Annotated in this window: 17 protein-coding genes; 6 read left to right on the plus strand and 11 right to left on the minus strand. The window is 66.1% G+C overall.

Going from position 1 to position 18588, the window contains the following annotated elements:
- Positions 1–10: 10 nt before the first annotated feature.
- From RA164_RS10570 to RA164_RS10590, 5 genes are all read right to left on the minus strand, one after another.
- The gene (locus RA164_RS10570) at positions 11–1570 is read right to left on the minus strand and encodes a protein adenylyltransferase SelO (RefSeq protein WP_329740811.1); all 1560 of its coding nucleotides are present in this window, start codon (positions 1568–1570) and stop codon (positions 11–13) included.
- Positions 1571–1965: 395 nt separating this feature from the next.
- Positions 1966–2682 carry a pseudouridine synthase gene (locus tag RA164_RS10575; protein WP_329740812.1) on the minus strand — a complete coding sequence of 239 codons (717 nt, stop codon included), beginning with the start codon at positions 2680–2682 and terminating at the stop codon, positions 1966–1968.
- Positions 2679–3746, minus strand: coding sequence for a class I SAM-dependent methyltransferase (locus tag RA164_RS10580; RefSeq protein ID WP_329740813.1), 1068 nt, complete (start codon positions 3744–3746; stop codon positions 2679–2681). Before RA164_RS10580 ends, RA164_RS10575 begins: the two co-directional genes overlap by 4 nt.
- Before the next feature lie 100 nt (positions 3747–3846).
- On the minus strand, positions 3847–5868 hold the full coding sequence (locus tag RA164_RS10585; protein WP_329740814.1) for an OPT family oligopeptide transporter: 2022 nt from the start codon (positions 5866–5868) through the stop codon (positions 3847–3849).
- A gap of 29 nt (positions 5869–5897) precedes the next feature.
- Positions 5898–6794 carry a pseudouridine synthase gene (locus RA164_RS10590; RefSeq protein ID WP_329740815.1) on the minus strand — a complete coding sequence of 299 codons (897 nt, stop codon included), beginning with the start codon at positions 6792–6794 and terminating at the stop codon, positions 5898–5900.
- A gap of 129 nt (positions 6795–6923) precedes the next feature.
- On the opposite strand from RA164_RS10590, the gene RA164_RS10595 reads away from it, so the two are divergent.
- The 3 genes from RA164_RS10595 to RA164_RS10605 are packed head-to-tail and all read left to right on the plus strand — an operon-like array spanning position 6924 to position 8725.
- Entirely contained in the window at positions 6924–7658 is a 735-nt protein-coding gene (locus RA164_RS10595) for a glutathione S-transferase family protein (protein WP_329740816.1), read from the plus strand.
- A 35-nt stretch (positions 7659–7693) separates the two neighbouring features.
- On the plus strand, positions 7694–8248 hold the full coding sequence (locus RA164_RS10600; protein WP_329740817.1) for a YaeQ family protein: 555 nt from the start codon (positions 7694–7696) through the stop codon (positions 8246–8248).
- Positions 8249–8275: 27 nt separating this feature from the next.
- Positions 8276–8725, plus strand: a complete 450-nt coding sequence (locus RA164_RS10605; protein ID WP_329740818.1) for an FKBP-type peptidyl-prolyl cis-trans isomerase — start codon at positions 8276–8278, stop codon at positions 8723–8725.
- Positions 8726–8818: 93 nt separating this feature from the next.
- Here the strand turns inward: RA164_RS10605 and RA164_RS10610 are convergent, their stop codons facing one another.
- Complete coding sequence (locus RA164_RS10610; RefSeq protein ID WP_329740819.1) at positions 8819–9823, minus strand: LLM class flavin-dependent oxidoreductase; 1005 nt, start codon at positions 9821–9823, stop codon at positions 8819–8821.
- Between the two features lie 150 nt (positions 9824–9973).
- Here RA164_RS10610 and RA164_RS10615 point away from each other — a divergent pair, with 150 nt between their 5' ends.
- Both RA164_RS10615 and RA164_RS10620 read left to right on the plus strand, forming a co-directional pair.
- Positions 9974–11491: a S10 family peptidase gene (locus tag RA164_RS10615; RefSeq protein WP_329740820.1), complete on the plus strand. Its 1518-nt coding sequence runs from the start codon at positions 9974–9976 to the stop codon at positions 11489–11491.
- A gap of 80 nt (positions 11492–11571) precedes the next feature.
- Positions 11572–12828: a phospholipase D-like domain-containing protein gene (locus RA164_RS10620; protein ID WP_329740821.1), complete on the plus strand. Its 1257-nt coding sequence runs from the start codon at positions 11572–11574 to the stop codon at positions 12826–12828.
- 19 nt (positions 12829–12847) lie between these two features.
- On the opposite strand, the gene RA164_RS10625 is transcribed toward RA164_RS10620, so the two are convergent.
- Positions 12848–13465, minus strand: a complete 618-nt coding sequence (locus tag RA164_RS10625) for a DUF998 domain-containing protein (RefSeq protein ID WP_329740822.1) — start codon at positions 13463–13465, stop codon at positions 12848–12850.
- Positions 13458–13661, minus strand: a complete 204-nt coding sequence (locus tag RA164_RS10630) for an oxidoreductase-like domain-containing protein (protein WP_329740823.1) — start codon at positions 13659–13661, stop codon at positions 13458–13460. The genes RA164_RS10625 and RA164_RS10630 overlap by 8 nt, the downstream gene beginning before the upstream one ends.
- Before the next feature lie 159 nt (positions 13662–13820).
- On the opposite strand from RA164_RS10630, the gene RA164_RS10635 reads away from it, so the two are divergent.
- A complete protein-coding gene (locus tag RA164_RS10635; protein ID WP_329740824.1) occupies positions 13821–14933 on the plus strand; it encodes a glycoside hydrolase family 18 protein in 1113 nt (370 codons plus the stop codon).
- A 54-nt stretch (positions 14934–14987) separates the two neighbouring features.
- Here the strand turns inward: RA164_RS10635 and RA164_RS10640 are convergent, their stop codons facing one another.
- From RA164_RS10640 to RA164_RS10650, 3 genes are all read right to left on the minus strand, one after another.
- Complete coding sequence (locus tag RA164_RS10640; RefSeq protein WP_329740825.1) at positions 14988–15764, minus strand: class I SAM-dependent methyltransferase; 777 nt, start codon at positions 15762–15764, stop codon at positions 14988–14990.
- 159 nt (positions 15765–15923) lie between these two features.
- On the minus strand, positions 15924–16763 hold the full coding sequence (locus RA164_RS10645) for a DUF3014 domain-containing protein (RefSeq protein WP_329740826.1): 840 nt from the start codon (positions 16761–16763) through the stop codon (positions 15924–15926).
- A gap of 234 nt (positions 16764–16997) precedes the next feature.
- Complete coding sequence (locus RA164_RS10650) at positions 16998–18578, minus strand: carbohydrate-binding protein (RefSeq protein ID WP_329740827.1); 1581 nt, start codon at positions 18576–18578, stop codon at positions 16998–17000.
- Between the last annotated feature and the right edge of the window lie 10 nt (positions 18579–18588).

Here is an 18588-nt window from a genome sequence, read left to right on the forward strand (position 1 = left end):
ACGACCGGCGTCACGAACTGCACGATAGCATCGAGCAACCGGGACGACCCTTCGCCCAGTCGGGTCGACGCTGCGCGTAGGCCTCCTGGCCAGGCTGCTCGTCGTAGGGGTGACGCAAAACGTCCTGCAATGCGCTGATGCCGGCATAGTCGCCCTGCTCGGCACGGTCGATCGCCTGCTGCGCCAGGTAGTTGCGCAGGACATAGCGTGGATTGGCCGCGTGCATGCGTTGGCGTCGCATCTCGGACGACAGCGGATCGTCGGCGATGCGTGCGGCGTAACGGCCCAGCCAGTCAAGCATGGCCGGCTCGTTGGCGCGGCGCTTCGCCTCGTCGTAGAACGCTTCGCGCATGGGCTCGATCGAAGGACTCGCGGGATCGAAGTCGGCCAGGGTGCGAAACCATAGCGTCATGTCGACATCGGCCGCATGGAGCAGGCCCAGCAAGGCATGCATCAATGCCGAATCATCGTCACGGTACGCCGCCAGGCCAAGCTTCGCGGCAGTATGGCGGCGATCAGCCTCGGCGTAGACGTCCACATAGTGGTTCAGCCCGTCCTGCAACGGTCCGATATCGTCGAACAACGGCGCCAAGGCTCCGGCCAGGCGGGACAGGTTCCACCAGGCCACCTGCGGCTGCTGGCCGAAGCGGTAACGGCGCTGATGCGCGTCGGTCGTGTTGGGTGTCCAGTCCGGATCGAAACTGTCGATCCAGCCGTAGGGGCCGTAGTCCAGCGTGAGACCGAGAATCGACATGTTGTCGGTATTCATCACGCCGTGGACAAAGCCGACGCGCATCCAGTGCGCCACCATCGTCGCGGTGCGTTCGCAGACTTCGCCGAACCAGTCGGCGTAGCGTGTCGACGCAGGTCCGGCGAGATGCGGAAAGTCCCGCTGCAAGGTGAAGTCGACCAGTGTGCGCAGCAGTGTTTCGTCGCCACGCGCAGCCGGCAGCTCGAAACTGCCAAAGCGGATGAACGACGGTGCCATGCGACAGACGATGGCCCCCGGCTCGGTCCGCGGGTGACCGTCGTAGAACATGTCGCGCACCACCTCCTCGCCGGTGCCGACCAGGCACAGCGCCCGCGTGGTGGGAACACCCAGATGATGCATCGCCTCGCTGCACAGGAATTCGCGGATCGACGAGCGCAACACCGCGCGGCCATCCGCCCCACGCGAGTACGGCGTCGGGCCGGCGCCCTTCAGCTGCAACTCCCAGCGTCGCCCATCCTCAGTGACCGCCTCGCCGAGCGAGATCGCCCGGCCATCACCAAGCTGGCCGGCCCAGACACCGAACTGATGCCCCCCATAATTCGCGGCCCAAGGCTCCATGCCTTCCAGCAAACGGTTGCCCGCGAACACCTCGCTGAACATGCGTTCGGTCACATCGCGCGGGTCGAGCCCCAGCGCCGCCAGCATCTCGGTCGAATATGCCAGCACCCTGGGCGCCGCGACCGGACTGGCATGCGTCCGCGAATACAGCGCGCCCTCGACCTGGCGCAGTCGTGGGCCTGCTTCCGGGTCACCCGGCAAGTCATGCAGAAAGGCGTTATCGAAGCGTGGAAAGCGCATGCGGAACTCGTGCTTCGGCGAACGGATAAAGGAAAGAACAGCGCACCATTTTGCGAAGCAAAAACGCGCGTAACACATTGCACTGCAACATAATACGAGCCACTTCACATTTCGCAAAAAATTGATAGAGTGCATCCAGGGCGGCACGGGGGCCGACCGGAGTGAACCACATGCGCTTGCTTCATGCCGACTCCGCGCTAGGGCGCGGAGTAAACATGGTGGCAGGGATGCTTTCCAGCTTAACGACCCGGAACGTCAAACAAGAATTCGAAACGGGTCAAGACTTCCATCTGGTCTCATGGCAACCCGGCGCACGTTCGCGGCGGGAAGACGAACTGGCCAGGCACAGGCAGCTACCGACCAGCTGAATCAGCCTAGTTTGCGTCGGGCACCCTTCAGCCCGGCGCTGCGGCGGGACCGATGACTTTGTCGATGTCCTCACGGGTCATTGCGCGCCACTGACCCGGCGCCAGGTCATCGAGCCCAAGCTCGCCGATGGCCACGCGCTGCAGCGTTTCCACACGATTGCCGGTCGCAGCGAACATGCGCCGCACCTGGTGGTAGCGCCCCTCGGTCACGGCCAGTCGCGCATGACGCGGCCCGAGCACATGCAGGACCGCCGGTGCCAACGGTGTGGTTTCCGAATCCAGCATCAGGCTGCCGCTGGCGAACAGTTCGCCTTCATCGCCCTTGAGATCCTCGGCCAGGGTGACTTCGTACAGCTTGGTCACATGCGACTTCGGCGCAATGATCCGGTGCAGCAGCGCCCCGTCGTCGGTCAGCAGCAACATGCCCGAAGTGTCGCGGTCGAGCCGCCCCACGGTGGACAGCGCCGGCTCGCGACGGCGATAGCGCGGCGGCAACAGATCGTAGACCAGCCGCCCGGCATCCTTGCGCGAACAGGTGTAGCCGACTGGCTTGTGCATCAACAGCGCCAGCCCCGAAGGCGGGTCCAGCGGTTCGCCGTCGATCCGGATGCGCTCCTGCGGCAGCTTGTCGTCGGCATAAAGCACGTCACCGTCACTGTCGGTGACGCGACCCTCGCGGAACATCCATGCCACCTCCCTGCGACTGCCGTAACCGAGGTTGGCGATCAGTTTAACCAGCTTCATGCGTGCGCCCCGCTTGCCTCGATCACCTTGAAACCATCCTTCACCACCATCGTACGCACCGTGTTGAAACGACGTGCCAGCACCGACTCGTAGGGCAGGTGGCGGTTGGCCACCAGCCAGAACCTGCCATGCGGCAGCAACGCATCGGCTGCCGCAGCAATGAAGGCGCGCCCCAGCTCGGGCAGATCCGCACGGCCTTGATGGAACGGCGGGTTGCTGACAATGGCGTCGTAGCGATGCGGCAGACCCTGCGTCACATCGTGCCAGTGGAACGTCACGGAAACCGTCCGCCCGCTTTGCCGCACCGCGTACTCCAGATTCGCGCGTGACGGTTCCAGCGCACGCGCCTCGGCCTCGTACAGATCGACGGCGTCGATGCCGGGACACTGCGCCAGCAGGCGTGTCGAAAGAAAGCCGTAACCGGCACCCAGGTCAGCCACCCGTCCCTGCAGATCGGCCGGCAGCTGCGCGGCCAGCAGGGCCGAGGCGGTGTCGATGCGATCCCAGGCGAACAGCCCAGGTCGACTGACCAGGCCGGGCGCGATCGTCTGCATCCCGTCCAGTGCCAGCCAGTCCGCCAGGAGCTCCTTGTCCACCTGGGGTCCGGGGCGGGTCCAGAACACCCTGCACTTGTGCTTCGAAAGGCTGCGCAGCGGTCCGGCGAGCCTGGCAAGGTCCGCCTCGCTGGACCTGGCGCCTTCCGCATTCGGCACACTGGCCAGCACCACGCCCGACGGCGCCAGGTACGTCAATGCCCGGGCAAGCAGCGCACGCGACGCGTCACGCGAACGTGGCGGCAGCATCAGCACGCGGGCAAAGGTATCGCCCTCCGACGGTTCGCCCACCGCATGACCCGAGCGCCGCAACGCATCGGCGAACGGCTTGAAGCTCTGCTCGCACAGCCAGCCTGGCTGCGCCGTCTCGCGCAGGCGGAAGCCATCCCGCGCATGCAGGAACAGCACGCGGCCGTCCGCAGGCAGATCCAGCTCGCCCGTGGCGAACGGCAGGAACAGCGCATCGAGAGCGGCATCAGGAGCAGGCGCGGAAAAGCCGGTAACGGTCACGGCAGACTTCAGGGGTGAACAGGCCGCTATTGTACGGCCTGTTCCCGGAATACCGCGTCACCCGGCCGGTCGCCGGGGTGCCGTCGGCGCGAACAGACGATCATTTCCCGCCGGTCTGATGCCCCATCCGCCAGATCCAGCGGTACAGCACCACCACGCAGGCCACGAAAGCGATGCCGCCGATCCAGATCGCCGGCGTGGCGAAGCTCTTGCCCACCAGCGCCAGCGGCGCATCGTGGTTGCGGAAGCCCAGCTTGTCGGAGAACGCGACCAGGGCCGCGACCACCACTCCGAGCAGGCTCTCGCCCACGATCAGACCCGACGCCAGCAGCACGCCGAGCTGCTTGGTCGCCTCGGCCCTCGGGCCGCGTTCCGCGCGACGGTCGAACCAGGCGCCGACCAGCGCACCGACCACCACCATCAAGGTGGTCGAGGTCGGCAGGTAGATGCCCAGACCCACCGCCAGCGGCGGCAGGCGCACCGACGTGCCGGCCAGGCCGAGCAGCTCGTCGATCAGGATGATCGCCGCGCCGATCAGCGCACCGATACCGATCAGGCTCCAGTCGATATTGCCGGTGATCACACCCTGCGCCAGCGCCGAGATCAGGCCAGCCTGGGGTGCCGGCAGCGCGCGGGAAGGATCCACACCCGGCGCACCAAGGAATCCGTAGGCGTGGTTGAGCAGGTCCATCACCGGCGGAATCACGATCGCCCCGGCGATCACGCCGATCACCAGCGCCCACTGCTGCAGCGAGGGCGTGGCGTCGACCAGTTGACCGGTCTTGAGGTCCTGCAGATTGTTGTTGGCGATCGACGCCACCGCGAACACGATCGCCGTGATGAACAGCGCGAAGGCCACCAGCGCCTTACCCGCGTCCGCCGGCATCAGCGACTTCACGCCCACCACCAGCAGCAGCGCGGCAATGATCACCACCAGGATGCCGACGCCCGAAAGCGGGCTGTTCGACGAACCGATCAGGCCGGCCATGTAGCCGCACACCGCCGAGACCAGAAAGCTGAGGATGACCACGAACAGCACGCCGCCGATCACCAGCAGCGCCGCATGCGAGCCCAGCCCGCTGACCACGCTGAAATGACCGAGCAGCCAGGCCACCGGGATCAGGCACAGCAGGATGATCAGGCCAACCATGCCGATCGGCATGTCGTGTTCGGTGCGCGGCAGCGTGCCCAGTTGTCCGGCCTTGCGCACGCGCGAGGCCGCCATCGCACCGCTCAGGCCGGTCACCACCGGCTTGACCAGCTTGGCCAGGGTCCAGATCGCCGCCACGCCGATGGTGCCGGCGCCGACGTAGCGCACATCGTGGCTCCAGGCGCCCTGCGCCACATCCATCGCCGAACCCGCCGCCGGATGCAGCAGCAGGAAATGCGGTACCGCCCAGCCCCAGCCGATCAGCGCACCGACCAGCATCGCCACGCCGACCCACAGGCCGACCAGGTGGCCCACCGCGAACAGTGCGAAGGACAGGCTGAAGTCGAAGCCGGTCGCTGCGCCCTTGTCGCCCACGCGGAAATAGCTGGACACCGAGGTGGCGAACAGCTTGGTCTGCACGATCACGTAGAACAGCGCGGACACGATAGAGCCGGTGATCACCGCCTTCAGCCCGGCACCGCCGGATTCAACCGAATCGGCCGCGGCGGCCTCGTCGCCGGAGCCGACCTTCAGCACCTCGGCGCAGGCCACGCCTTCCGGGTACGGAAGGTCGGAATCGGTGACCAGCGCGCGGCGCAGCGGGATGGTGTACATCACGCCGAGGATGCCGCCGGTCGCACAGATGCCGAAGGACATCCAGAACGGAAAGCCGTTCCACCAGCCGATGATGATCAGGCCCGGCAGCACGAAGATGATGGCGGACAGCGTGCCGGCAGCCGAAGCCACCGTCTGCACGATGTTGTTCTCCTGGATCGTGGAGTTCTTCATCGCACGCAGGATCGCCATCGAGATCACCGCGGCGGGGATCGAGGTGGCGAAGGTCAGGCCGGCCTTCAGGCCGAAGAACACATTGGCCGCGGTGAACACCACGGTGATCACGATGCCGATGATCAGGCCACGAAGGGTCAGCTCGGTGCGCGGTGCCGCGCCGGATTGGGACTGTGGTTTCACGAACGGGACTCCCCTGGCAGGTTCGTGCCTCAAGATAGCGTGGAACGGGCCTGGCGTGGAATTTCCAGCACGCGCGTGCTCTCGAAGTGGCGCTGCTCGCCGCTCAGCGGATCGTTGAATGCCAGCGTCCGGGCCAGCAGTTGCAGCGGTCGGTCCGGGTCGTCCGGTGCTTCCGCGGCCAGCTCCGGATACAGCGGGTCATGCCGGATCGGCGCGCCTAGGCCGGCCATCTGCACACGCAGCTGGTGCTTGCGACCGGTGACCGGATACAGCGCGTAATGCCAGTCGTGCTGGCCGCGACCGATCACGTCGATGCGCGTCTCGCTGTTGGGTTCGCCGTCGGCCTCGCGCATGCGGAAGAACGGCTCGCCGGGCTCGATTCGGCTACGACGCAGCAGCGGAAACGACTGATCCGGCAGCGGCGGCGCCAGTGCCTCGTAGTGTTTGGCAATGCGCCGCTCGCGGAACAACGCCTGGTAGGCGGCGCGGCTGCCCGGGTCGACCGAGAACAACACCAGCCCCGAGGTCAGCCGGTCGATGCGGTGCAGGGGCACCAGGTCTGCATGGCCGGTGCGGCGGATCAGCCGCGTCAGCAAGGTCTCTTCCACGAAGCGTCCCGCCGGCGTCACCGGCAGGAACGGCGGCTTGTCGGCGACCAGCAGATGCCGGTCGAGATGCACGATCGCCTCGTCGAACGGTATCCGTGGCTCATCCGTCACCTCGCGCCAGTAGCGTACACACAGGCCGGCGCGATAGCGCGTCTGCGCCACCACCGGCAGACCCGCGCTATCCAGCACACGGCCGCGCGCCATGCGGTCCAGCCAGCGTTCGCGGCCGATCGCCGGAAAATGCGCGCACAGTCCGTCCAGCACCGTTGCCCAGGGTCCCGGCGGCAGATGGAAGGTACTGGGTGCGATGGCGGGCATGGCCGCTCCGTCGACGGTTCGAGCCCTGCATTTTAGTGCCGTCTGGGATGCCGTCGAAGGGCCGTCTACTGACAGCAGGTTGTCAGCAGGCCTGCCGGACCATGGCGACGTCCATCCACGGAGCATTCCATGAACACCATCGAAGGTATCGTCCTGCACGGCAGCAACCCCGGCTTCGGCCTGCCCGAAGCCAGCCCGTTCGTGATTAAGACCGACGTGCAACTGCAACTGGCCGGCCTGCCCTACCGCAAGGTCGGCGGCACGCCTCCGCAGGCACCGAAAGGCAAGATTCCATGGCTCGTCGACGGCGACGAGACCGTGTGCGATTCCACCTTCATCCGCGCGCACCTCGAACGCAAGTACAGCATCGACCTGGACGCCGGTCTGGACGCACGCCAGCGGGCCGAATCCTGGGCGATCGAACGCATGCTCGAGGACCACCTGTACTGGACTATGGTCTGGTTCCGCTGGATCGATCCGGTGAATTTCGCCAAGGGGCCGGCGCACTTCGTCGACGCCGCACCGGAAGCCGCCCGCGCTTCGCTGCGCGAGGAACTGCAGGCACGCAGGCGCGCCGAACTGCATGCCCAGGGACTCGGCCGCCACACCGCCGACCAGATCGCCATGCTGGGCCAACGCTCGCTGGATGCGCTTTCCACCCTGCTGGACGACCGCGCGCATGTGACAGGAAGGCAGCCCGCTGCGGTCGACGCGTTCGCATTCGGAATGCTGGCATCGATCCTCACGCCGTTCTTCGACTCGCCGCTGCGCGACGCCGCACTCGGCTATCCGAACCTGGTCGCCTACACCGCACGCATGATGCAGCGGCACTACCCGGAACATCCGTGGACAGCCAGCGCGTAGAATGGGCGGTTATTGTCCCGCAGGCACCCACCCGCATGGCCCTCACCGCCACCATCCACAAGGCCGAACTGTCGATCAGCGACATGGACCGGCATTACTACGCCACCCATCCGCTGACCCTCGCACGGCATCCGTCGGAGACCGAAGAGCGACTGATGGCGCGCCTGCTCGCCTTCGCGCTGTACGCCGGCGAGCGGCTGGAGTTCGGCCGCGGCATCAGCGATGTCGATGAACCGGCCTTGTGGCGCAAGGACTACACCGGCGAGATCGAGCTGTGGATCGATGTCGGACAGCCCGACGAAACACGTATCCGCAAGGCCTGCCGGCAGGCGCAGCAGGTGGTGGTGATCGCCTACGGCGGGCATGTCGCCGACGTGTGGTGGGAAAAGATCGCCGGCAGCCTGGGCCGCCACGACAATCTCAGCGTCCTCGCCATCGTCGCCGACGACATGCGCCAACTCGAGGCGCTGTGCGATCGCGGCATGCGCCTACAGTGCCTGATCCAGGACGGCGAACTGCAGATGATCACCGGCGACACCACGCTGGCGATCCGCCCGGACATCCTCATGGGCGGCTACGCTGCCGCCTGACCCAACGCACCCATCCAAGGAATCGCCATGCGCCGGTTGCTGTCCATCCTCGCCCTGCTTGCCCTGCCCGTTGTGCTCGCCGCCTGCAGCCACCCACCGCAGCCCTACGACGGCGGTCAGGTGACGAAGCTGACGATCACCGACCTGAAGGTCGGTACCGGCGCCGAAGCCAAACCCGGTATGCAGGTGAAGGTGAACTACACCGGCTGGCTCTACGACCAGCACGCCAAGGACAAGCGCGGCAAGAAGTTCGACAGCTCGTTCGATCACGGCGCACCGTTCACGTTTACGCTGGGCAAGGGCATGGTGATCAAGGGCTGGGACGAGGGCGTGACCGGCATGCGCGTGGGCGGCAAGCGCCTCTTGCTGATCCCGGCCGCGCTCGGCTATGGCGCGCAGGGCGCCGGCGGCGTGATCCCGCCGAACGCCTCGCTGGTGTTCGAAGTCGACCTGCTCGGCGTTTCCGCTGCCCAGTAACAAGGCCCGGTCGCGGGCCGGCAGGACACGAGCCTTGCCGGCCACTGGCCGCACCTATCACATGGATGCGTGCAGCACAGACACCGCAGGCGCTCAGCCGACCGGTTGAGCCGCCAGCCGCCCGCGCACCGCCGCCGCCAGCTCGAACGAGCGCAGGCGCGCGGCATGGTCGAACACATTGGCGGTCAACATCAGCTCGTCCGGGCGATGCCGCTCGATGAAGTCGGCGATGCCGCGTTCCACCGTGTCGCTGTCGCCGACCACCGCGCAGGCCAGCGCATGCTCCATGCCCAGCCGTTCGTGCGACGCGCCGTAGCGGTTGATGTCGTCGATCGGCGGCGGCAGCAGTCCGGGCATGCCCCGTCGCAGGTTGACGAACGCCTGTTGCTGGCTGGTGAACAGGCGTCTTGCCTCGGCATCGCTGTCGGCCACCACCACGTTGATCGCCAGCATCGCATGTGGCTTTTGAAGATACTTCGACGGCTGGAACTCACGGCGGTAGACATCGAGTGCCGTGTCGAGCGCATCCGGCGCAAAGTGCGAGGCGAATGCATAAGGCAGGCCGAGCATCGCCGCCAGCCTCGCGCCGAACAAGCTGGAACCGAGCAGCCACACCGCAACGTCGACGCCAGACCCCGGCACCGCTTGCACCAGTTGTCCCGGACGCACCGGATCGAAATAGTGCAGCAGTTCCGCCACATCGTCGGGAAAATTGTCGGCGGACAGACCGTAGCGCCGCAGCGCGCGCATGGTGGCCTGATCGGTACCCGGCGCACGGCCCAGCCCCAGGTCGATGCGCCCCGGATAGAGTGAAGCCAGCGTGCCGAACTGCTCGGCCACCTGCAGCGGCGAGTGGTTCGGCAGCATGATGCCACCCGCCCCCACGCGGATACGCGACGTTCCGCCCGCCACATGGCCGATCAGCACGGCCGTCGCCGCGCTGGCAATGCCCGGCATGTTGTGGTGTTCGGCCAGCCAGTAGCGCGTGTAGCCGAGCGCATCGCCCAGCTGCGCTAGCTCCAGCGTGTTGCGGAAGGTCTGGCTGGGATCACTGCCTTCGGCCACCGGCGCGAGATCGAGAATCGAGAACGGAATCATGACAACCTCCTGGGATGCCCCCCATCTGGGGGCACCCGCCGGAATTGCCAGCCGGGTGGCATGGTCTTCCGCCGATCATGCCTTTGGGCACAGGCCGTGAAGGCTCACGGCCACTAGTCTTGGAGGGTTATCCGATCATTGAGGTTCACCGTGCGCAAGATTCTGCAAACCACCGCGTTGGCCGCACTCGTCATCGCGGGTCTCCAGTCGGCTCCGAGCATGGCCCATGGGCATCACCCCGCTGCCACGCCAGCCAGTGCCTCCACCAGTGGCCAGGCCAACGGTTTCCACCTGCCGGCCTTTCCCGCCGATGCGCATATCAGCCAGACCACCCGCGCCGATGGCCGCACGTTGAAGTACACCGTCACGGTCGGATCGCTGCCGGTGCGCGACGACAAGGGTACGGTGATTGGCCAGGTCATGTTCACCGCCTACACCATGCCCGGCAAGAACCGCCCGGTGACCTTCGCGGTGAACGGCGGTCCGGGCGCTTCGTCGGTATTCCTCAACTTCGGCGCGATCGGCCCGAAGAAGGTCGACTTCGGCGTGGAGGGCGACACGCCGTCCGAACCGGCCGTGCTGCACGACAACCCGGGCACCTGGCTGGGCTTCACCGATCTGGTGTTCATCGACCCGGTCGGCACCGGCTTCAGCCGTGCCCTGGTCGACCAGAAAAAGGCGGTCAAGGATTTCTACAGCACCGACAGCGATATCCACTATCTCTCGCGCATCATCTACGACTGGCTGCTGAAGAACGGCCGCATGGAGTCGCGCAAGTACCTGGTCGGCGAAAGCTATGGCGGCTTCCGCGGACCGCGCATCACCGAATACCTGCAGACCCAGTTGGGCGTGGCGATGAACGGCGTGGTGCTGCTGTCGCCCTACCTCGATCCGGGCGCGTCCGACGACCGCAATGTCTCGCCGCTACCCTGGATGCTGACCCTGCCGTCGATTGCCGCCGCCCACCTGGAGCGCGAGGGCAAGCTGACCGCCCAGGCGATGCAGCCGATCATCGACTACACCCGTACCACCTACGCCTCGACCCTGATGGAGGGCCGCAGCAACCCGGCCGCCACCGCCGCGATGATCCGTAAGGTCACCGCGTTGACCGGTCTCGATCCGACCTTCGTGAAGGAGTCCGGCGGGCGCCTGGACACCCAGGCCTACCTGCGCGAGGTCTACCGCGCCGAAGGCAAGCTGGGCAGCCGCTACGACTCCAACGTCACCGCCTGGGATCCGTTCCCGTATGCGCCTCACCAGCGCTCGGGCGACCCGATCCTCAACGGCATCATCGCGCCTACGACCACCGCGATGGTCAACTTCATCACCCAGACCGTGGGCTGGAAGTACGACGGCCGCTACAACGCACTCAGCTACAAGGTGAATGGCCTGTGGCACGAGGACAAGGACGCCCGCAAGGGTTCCGTCCGGCAGCTGCGTGAAGCGGTCGCCAACGACCCCAACCTGCACGTGCTGATCGCACACGGCTGGGACGACCTGTCCTGCCCGTTCATGGCCTCGCTGCTGATCGTCGACCAGATGCCGGCAATGGGTAACCCTGACCGGGTACAGGTGAAGGAATATCCGGGTGGCCACATGTTCTATGCACGCCCGGCCAGCCAGGCCATGCTGCTGAAAGACGTGAAAAAGATGTACGGCGCACACTGAATCCGCGCCTGCCGGGCGCGCCTTCATGGTTGCGCCCGGCCCCGCCGTATCCGGCCGGACCTGCCCATCGGGAGCTGTCGATGAAACGTATCTTGTGTACGCTGGCCCTGCTGCTGTGCTCCGCCGCATCGGCGCATGCCAGATCGGTTCAAGCCGCCACGGCGCAACCGGGTTTCCAGATCGTCGAGAGCGTGCCCGAGGCCACCATCTACGGGCAGCCCGGGGTGCCGCGCACGCAGGCGGTATGGCTGCAGATGATCCACGGCGCGCAACACCGCATCGACATCGCCGCGTTCTACATCGCCGAAAAACCCAACGGTCCGTTGCGGCCGGTGCTCGACGCACTGGCCGCGCGGGCGCGTGCCGGTGTCAAGGTGCGCATCCTGATCGACCAGACCTTCCTCAAGGACAGCACGCCCAGCCTCGACCGCCTGCGCAAGGTGCCGGGCATCCAGGTCCGCGTGCTTCCGGTGAACAAACTCACCGGCGGCGTGCTGCATGCCAAGTACATGGTGATCGACGGGCGCAGTGTCTTCGTCGGCAGCCAGAACTGGGACTGGCGGGCACTCACCCAGATCCACGAGATCGGTGCACGCATCGTCGACCCGCGCTTCGCACAGACCTTCGATGCCGTGTTCGATTTCGACTGGCGACTGGCGGCCGACCCCGACCTGCCCAAGGCCACAAGGCGCGCCATGCGGCCACCGACATTCGCGCCGGCCACCGAGCAGGACCCGGTGCTGCTGCATACCGCCCAGGGCGAAACGGTGACGGCCTTCCCGGCCTTCAGCCCGCCAGCACTGGTACCGCACTGGGTCAGCACCGAGCAACCCGCCCTGGTCCGCATGATCGAACGGGCGCAGCACGTGTTCCGCCTACAGGTGATGACGCTGTCGGCGATCCGCCACTATGGCCCCAGGGGCTGGTGGCCGGCGATCGACAATGCCCTGCGCGATGCTGCCGCACGCGGCGTGCAGGTGCGCATCATCGTCGCCGACTGGGCCCTGCGCGAACCGATGCAGTCGTACCTGAAGAGCCTGGCCGCCCTGCCCGGCATCACGGTGAAGTTCAGCCGGCTGCCGCTCTCGCCGCAGGGCTTCATTCCGTTTGCGCGGGTGGAGCACGCCAAGTACGCGGTGGCCGACGACCGCAGTGTCTACATCGGCACCGGCAACTGGGAATGGAGCTATTTCAACAACACCGTCGATGCCTCGGTGTTCGTGCACGGCAGCAGTCCGGCGCGGACCCTGGCGGCCATCTTCGACCGCGACTGGAACGGCCCCTATGTCACCACGCTGCAGCCCGGCACCAACTACAAGCCGCCGCGCATCCGCTGACGGCCGGCGACGCGCAGGTTCAGGCTCGCGGGCGCGCCGGCAAGCGCACCAGCCACCATGCGGCCTGCAGCAACCACCATACGATCAGAACGATCAACAGCTTCTGTTCCAGGCCGCACGGCATGCCTTTCCAGAATGCATCGATCCAGATGCCCGCGAAGCAGGCCAGCGCGAGCGTCATGGCAAAGCCACTACGCGACGCCCATCGCGAATCGCCACGCAGGCGCCAGGACTGCACAAGCATCGCCACGGTGACGCAAAGAAACGTCGCGGCCGCCGCCGCCCCATGCACGAATCCCTGCAGGGTATGCGGCTGCCCGGGCAGATTGCTGTGCGCCAGTGCGGTGACTATCAGCGCCACTGCGGAAACGGCAAACAGCAACAAGGGTGCCGCGCTGCGTGCCGTCGGCTGCAGCCCGCCATAAAAGCCCAGCCCCAGCGATACCAGCGCCACGGCCAGCGCCACATAGGCGGCTTGCAGGACGTGGCCGTCGTGCCCCAGCAGATACAGGCTCAGCGGCGCGTCCAGCCAGTCCAGATCGTGGCGCAACCATTGCAATACGAACGCCGTCGCCACAAACGCCGATATGCCCGCCAGCGACAGCGCACCGCAGCGACGTACGGCGACATCACGCATCCGGTTCCACCCCGGGGTGTCGTTCGCGCCAGGCGGCCAGGTCTTCGTTATAACGGTCCAGCGCGTTTTCGTAGCGGTCGTAGACGCAGGGCACGCAGCCCTCGCCACAGCATTCTTCCGGAGACGGCTCGGCCGGGCGCCGCGGCGGCAGGTCGTCGCCGTGGATCGGCGCATCACTGGAGTGGTGCAAGGTCATACCATGTCCCGTTGGATCCGGCAGACCATGCCTGCCGTCGAGTCCGCGCGCAGCGCGCCGTATTTGGACGTCTAAATTCAAAACCGTACTTGGGCCGTCATCGCAGTGCTGCGATGATCCATCGATCACCCACCACTGCCGCCACTGAAGGAGCCGTACATGCGCCGCCTCCCCACCCTGCTGTGCGCCACGCTCTGCATCGGCCTGTTCGCCGCCGCAGCCACTGCCGCCACACCCTACCGCATCATCGGCTACATCACCCACCGCGATCCGGCCCAGGACCAAGATATCGGCAAGATCAACACGCTGATCTTCGCCACCACGCGCATCGTGGACGGCCGCGTCTCGCTTGACCCTGCCGGTGCCGCGCGGCTGCAGAAGGTCATCGCGCTCAAGGCCAACCACCCGCAGCTCAAAGTGGAAATCTCGGTCGGCGGCTGGACCGTCGGCGGCTTTTCCGAGGCCGCCAGCACGCCGGCCAGCCGACGCATATTCGCCGACAGCGCCGCGCAGCTGGTCGCGGACCAGCACGCCGACGGCCTCGACGTGGACTGGGAATACCCGGGTCACCATGAGTCCGGCATCCACTCCAGCCCGCATGACCGCGCCAACTTCACCCTGCTGCTGAAGGCGATCCGAACCAGCCTCGACCGGGTGGGCGCCGCGCACGGCCGCACCGGCGCCAACCACTACACGCTGAGCATCGCCGCTGCCGACGGTCCGTTTGTCAGCGGCATCGACATCCATGCGGTCGCCAGGTATCTGGACTGGTTCAACCTGATGACCTACGACTTCGTCAATGCGATGACGCCCACCACCGGGCACCACACCGGCCTGTACGCGTCGAAATACGCGCCGGCCGACGCGCGCACCACACGGCGTGCCGTGCGCCAGTTCCTGGCCGCTGGCGTGCCGCCGCGCAAGCTGGTGATCGGAGTGGCGTTCTATGGCCGCGAGTTTGCCGACGTGAACCCGTTGCATCATGGCCTGTACCAGCCTTACGGCCATTTCGCCGGCACCCACGCGTGGCCACAGCTGCTGACCGACTACATCAACAAGAACGGTTATGTACGCTACTGGGACGCCAGAGCCAAGGCACCCTGGCTGTGGAACGCGAAAACGCACAGCTTCATCAGCTACGACGATCCGCGCTCGATCGCCGCCAAGGCCGCCTTCGTCAAAGCCCGGCACCTGGGCGGCATCATGTACTGGGAGCAGAGCCTGGACCCGAGCGACACCCTGCTGGATGCGATCTGGCACGACCTGCATTGACGGATCTTTCGCTGCCCCGCGACACGCGGGGCAGCGAAAACACGTGCCGGCGCCCTATTTGGCCGGCTTGCGGAAGCGATACATGAACTGGTCGGTGTGACCGCGTATCGACTTGTCGAAAACCGGAATGGTGTGCGGATCGTGCGGGTTGCGCAGCGCATCGCTCTTGCCGGCGAATACGAAGCCCGCCCCCTCGACTTCCTTCTTCACCACCGCCGGATCGATGCGGTGCAGGGTGTTGGTATCGGCAGTGCCGGAGCCGGCCGGCGCCACATGGTCGATCACCACGAACAGCCCGCCCGGCTTCAGCGTGTCGTAGACCTTCTTGTCGAACTGCGCCATGTTCACCGGACCCATGAACGGATCGTGGTAGTCGTGGTAGTTCTGCACGGTGAAGACCAGGTCCGCCTTCGCCGGCACGCTCAGGTCGGCCGCCGGCTGCTCCAGCACGCTGACGTTGGCGTAGTGCGGGATCGCCGAGAGCTGGCGCCACTCGGCGAGGCTCTTGCCATCGTACTTGGCCATCTGGTCCGGCCAGATGGTGTAGACGTGGCCGTGCGTACCTACGATCTGGCTGAACACGCGCGTCCAGTAGCCGGTGCCAGGCACCAGCTCCACCACGGTCTGACCCGGCTTGACCTCCGCAAAAGTCATCACCGCAGCCATCTGACGGCGCTTATCGTTGACCATGTCGGCCTTGCGCGCCGGGTCGTGCATGGCCTTCAGGACGTAGGCGGGGACGCGTACGTGAGTGTGCGCTGCTGGCGCAGCGGTGACCGCGGCGGCAGGCAGGGCGAGTGCAATCAATGCAGCAAGCACGGCAGAACGCATGGATGGCTCCTTGACGTCGATGGTCCATCCATTCTGCGCCGACCAGGGCTGGCCGAACAGTACTGGCCGCCAGTGCTGACTGATCAAGCCGCGCATGCGGCTCTGTCGGGTCGACAGTCGCCGGTCCGGCAGCCTCGCGGTTACCGGACCGGCGTCGATTCAATGCGCTGCGGGTGATGTCGTTACAAGCTTGCGCCCGGTCAGCTGCGAACGGATGTCACGCAGCGTGGCCTTGATCGCCGCCTCGTCGGCCGGCCCGGAGCGCAGCAGCATCTTCTGACCCACGGTCAGCGACTCCAGCGCCGGATCCACGTATGCATAGTGCTCGTTCACCTTGGTCAATGCCGCCGGCTTGGCCAGATCTGGCGTCGCCAGCAGGTTGTCGATCACCACGATCAGGCGGTCGTTGAAATAGCCTTTGGGATATCCCAACTGCCGATAGGCTTCCTGGAACAGCGGGTACGCATGCACGTACCAGTCGACCAGTGCCTTGGCATCCACGCCCTGCAGGGCTTTCATGTAGGGCGCGTAACGCTCGGTATTGCGCGCGGACATGACCGTGCCGCCGTTCACCTGCGTCGTGACGAAGGTCCCCCTGGGCTCGCGTACCGGCAGCACGGAATGCCCCAGCGCATGCCTGGGCAGGGCGTCCACGGTCGCCACGATGCGGCTGATGATCTGTCGCTGGATCAGCAACGAAGCCAGGTCCTTGCCGCCCTGCATGGACTCCAGCGCCGACAGCACACTCGAATCGCTGCTGTCCAGCGGCGGCAGCGGTGCGCTCGACGCGGATGCCGGTGCGGCCGCCTGGGTAATGGGATGCTGGATCGGCACGCTCGCCGGCGCCGCGGGCGCCGCAGTCGCCGCAGGTGCCGGCGCAGCGGGTGCAGGCGCTGCCGGATGCATGGCCCGATACGCCAGATAGCCACCAGCCGCTACGACGGCCGCGACAACGATCACTGCCACGATCCAACTGCCTGCCGAACTTTGTTTGCTCACGGATATTTCCCAGATTGCATGCGCCCTGTCGTTGTGACTCGCGCCCCGACGATTCGTTCAACGTCCCGTCAAGAATAAAGCACGAAACCTGCCGCATGCGTGACCTGTTCATCGCCGCTCTTACCTGTGGCCAGTTACAGCCGGGAGCGGGTGCGCGGCGACGTCCGCGCAAACGACAGGGGCCGGGTTTGCCCCGGCCCCTGCCTGGCTGTCCTGATCAGGACAAGCTGGTGCTTACCGCCCCAGGTCCTGCAGGAAGCGGTTGGTGTACTCCAGCGGCGTGGTTCCACTCACCGAGTTGCAGGTCGGCGACGCCGTGGTGCTGCCGCTCGAGCACGGCGTATCCCGGTCCAGTGACCAGAAATGCAGCCCGGCAAGCCCGTTGGTCGCCGCATAACTGGTGATGGTGTCGACATCCGCCGTGGTGAACGTCTCGCTGGAGACATCGTTCACACCGATCATCGGGGTCAGCTCGATCTTGCTGGCAGGTATACCGTAGGTGTGCTCCAGATTCGTCACCGCCTGGATCGCCGACTGACCCATCTCGCAGCTGCCGTTGGATACCACGCATACGCTCGAACTCGGGCTGCCGAAGTCCATCACCATGAGATTGATGGTGTAGTTGGTCAGGTTGGCCGCCTGGATCGCCTTCACTACCGAGTCGCCCAGCGAATTGAGTCCGCCGTAACTGCCGTCGGAAGCGGCCAGCGTGGCCAGGGTGAAGGAGAACCGCAGATTCGGATACAAGGTCTCCGCGTAGGCGACCGACGAGATCAGATTGCTGATGTCGGTCGAGGTCTGGCCACCTTCGATGTCGAAGTCCACGCCCACCATGTGCGGCGACATGTAGCGCGACAGGAACTGCGCCATGCCCGACTCGCTGGAACAGGTGAACACACCGGCCTGGCCACCGGTGGAAACCACATAGTCGAGTCCAGCGCTGTCCAACGCGGAAACGTTCGCGCTGGCGAAGCTGGCACCCGGCACGCCCCCCCAGTTCTCACTGCCGCACTCGCCGGTGGCAAAGGCCAGTGTGATCGCGCCCAGGTTCGGTTCTGCGGTGGACACCAGGCTGCCGCTGCCCACCACCGGGATCGCCGTACCGGTCACCGCCGTTTGCATCACGTTGGTGTTCCAGTTGAGGTTGATGGTGACGTCCTTGTATGGACTGAACAGCAGGCCGCTGGGCGCAGGGGTCGGCGTGGGAGTTGGCGTCGGTGTGGGGGTCGGCGTAGGCGTGGGGGTCGGTGTCGGGCTGGGCGAACTGCTGCTGCACGAACCGATCGGTGTCCACGGTTCGCCACTGCCGCTGGCGCCGCTGTTGGTGGCTGGATCATTGCCCTGAGTCCACCAGTTGGCCTGGTAGTTTTCGCCGTTTTCGCTGACCGTGGCCCCGCCGTTGTAGGCCGTGGTGGAAACCCAGGCCGGGTCGCAGCTGCCCGAGGGCGAAGGGGTCGGGGTCGGAGTCGGCGTTGGAGTTGGTGTCGGGCTGGGCGTGCCGCTGGTGCAGGCACCCTGCGAAGTCCATGGCTGGCCACTCCCGGTGGCGCCATTGTTGGTGGCCGGGTCGTTACCCTGGGTCCACCAGTTGGCCACATAGTCGATACCGTTCTCGCTGACCACCGCACCCCCGCTGTAGGCCGTGGTCGAGACCCAGGCCGCGGCACAGGTCGGGGTAGTTGTCGTGGTAGTGGCGGCGTGCACCGTCTGTACTGGAACAATGGCGAGCAGGCTCGCCGACAGGGCGGCTCCGATGGCACTGCTCAGGACTGCAGCGGTCGGACGCGACCACTTCTGCGATCGTTTGGCATGCATGAACTGTCTC

Origin of the sequence: Dyella sp. A6 (genome assembly GCF_036320485.1) — a bacterium.
In the GTDB taxonomy this organism is placed as follows: Bacteria; Pseudomonadota; Gammaproteobacteria; order Xanthomonadales; family Rhodanobacteraceae; genus Rhodanobacter_A; species Rhodanobacter_A aluminiiresistens.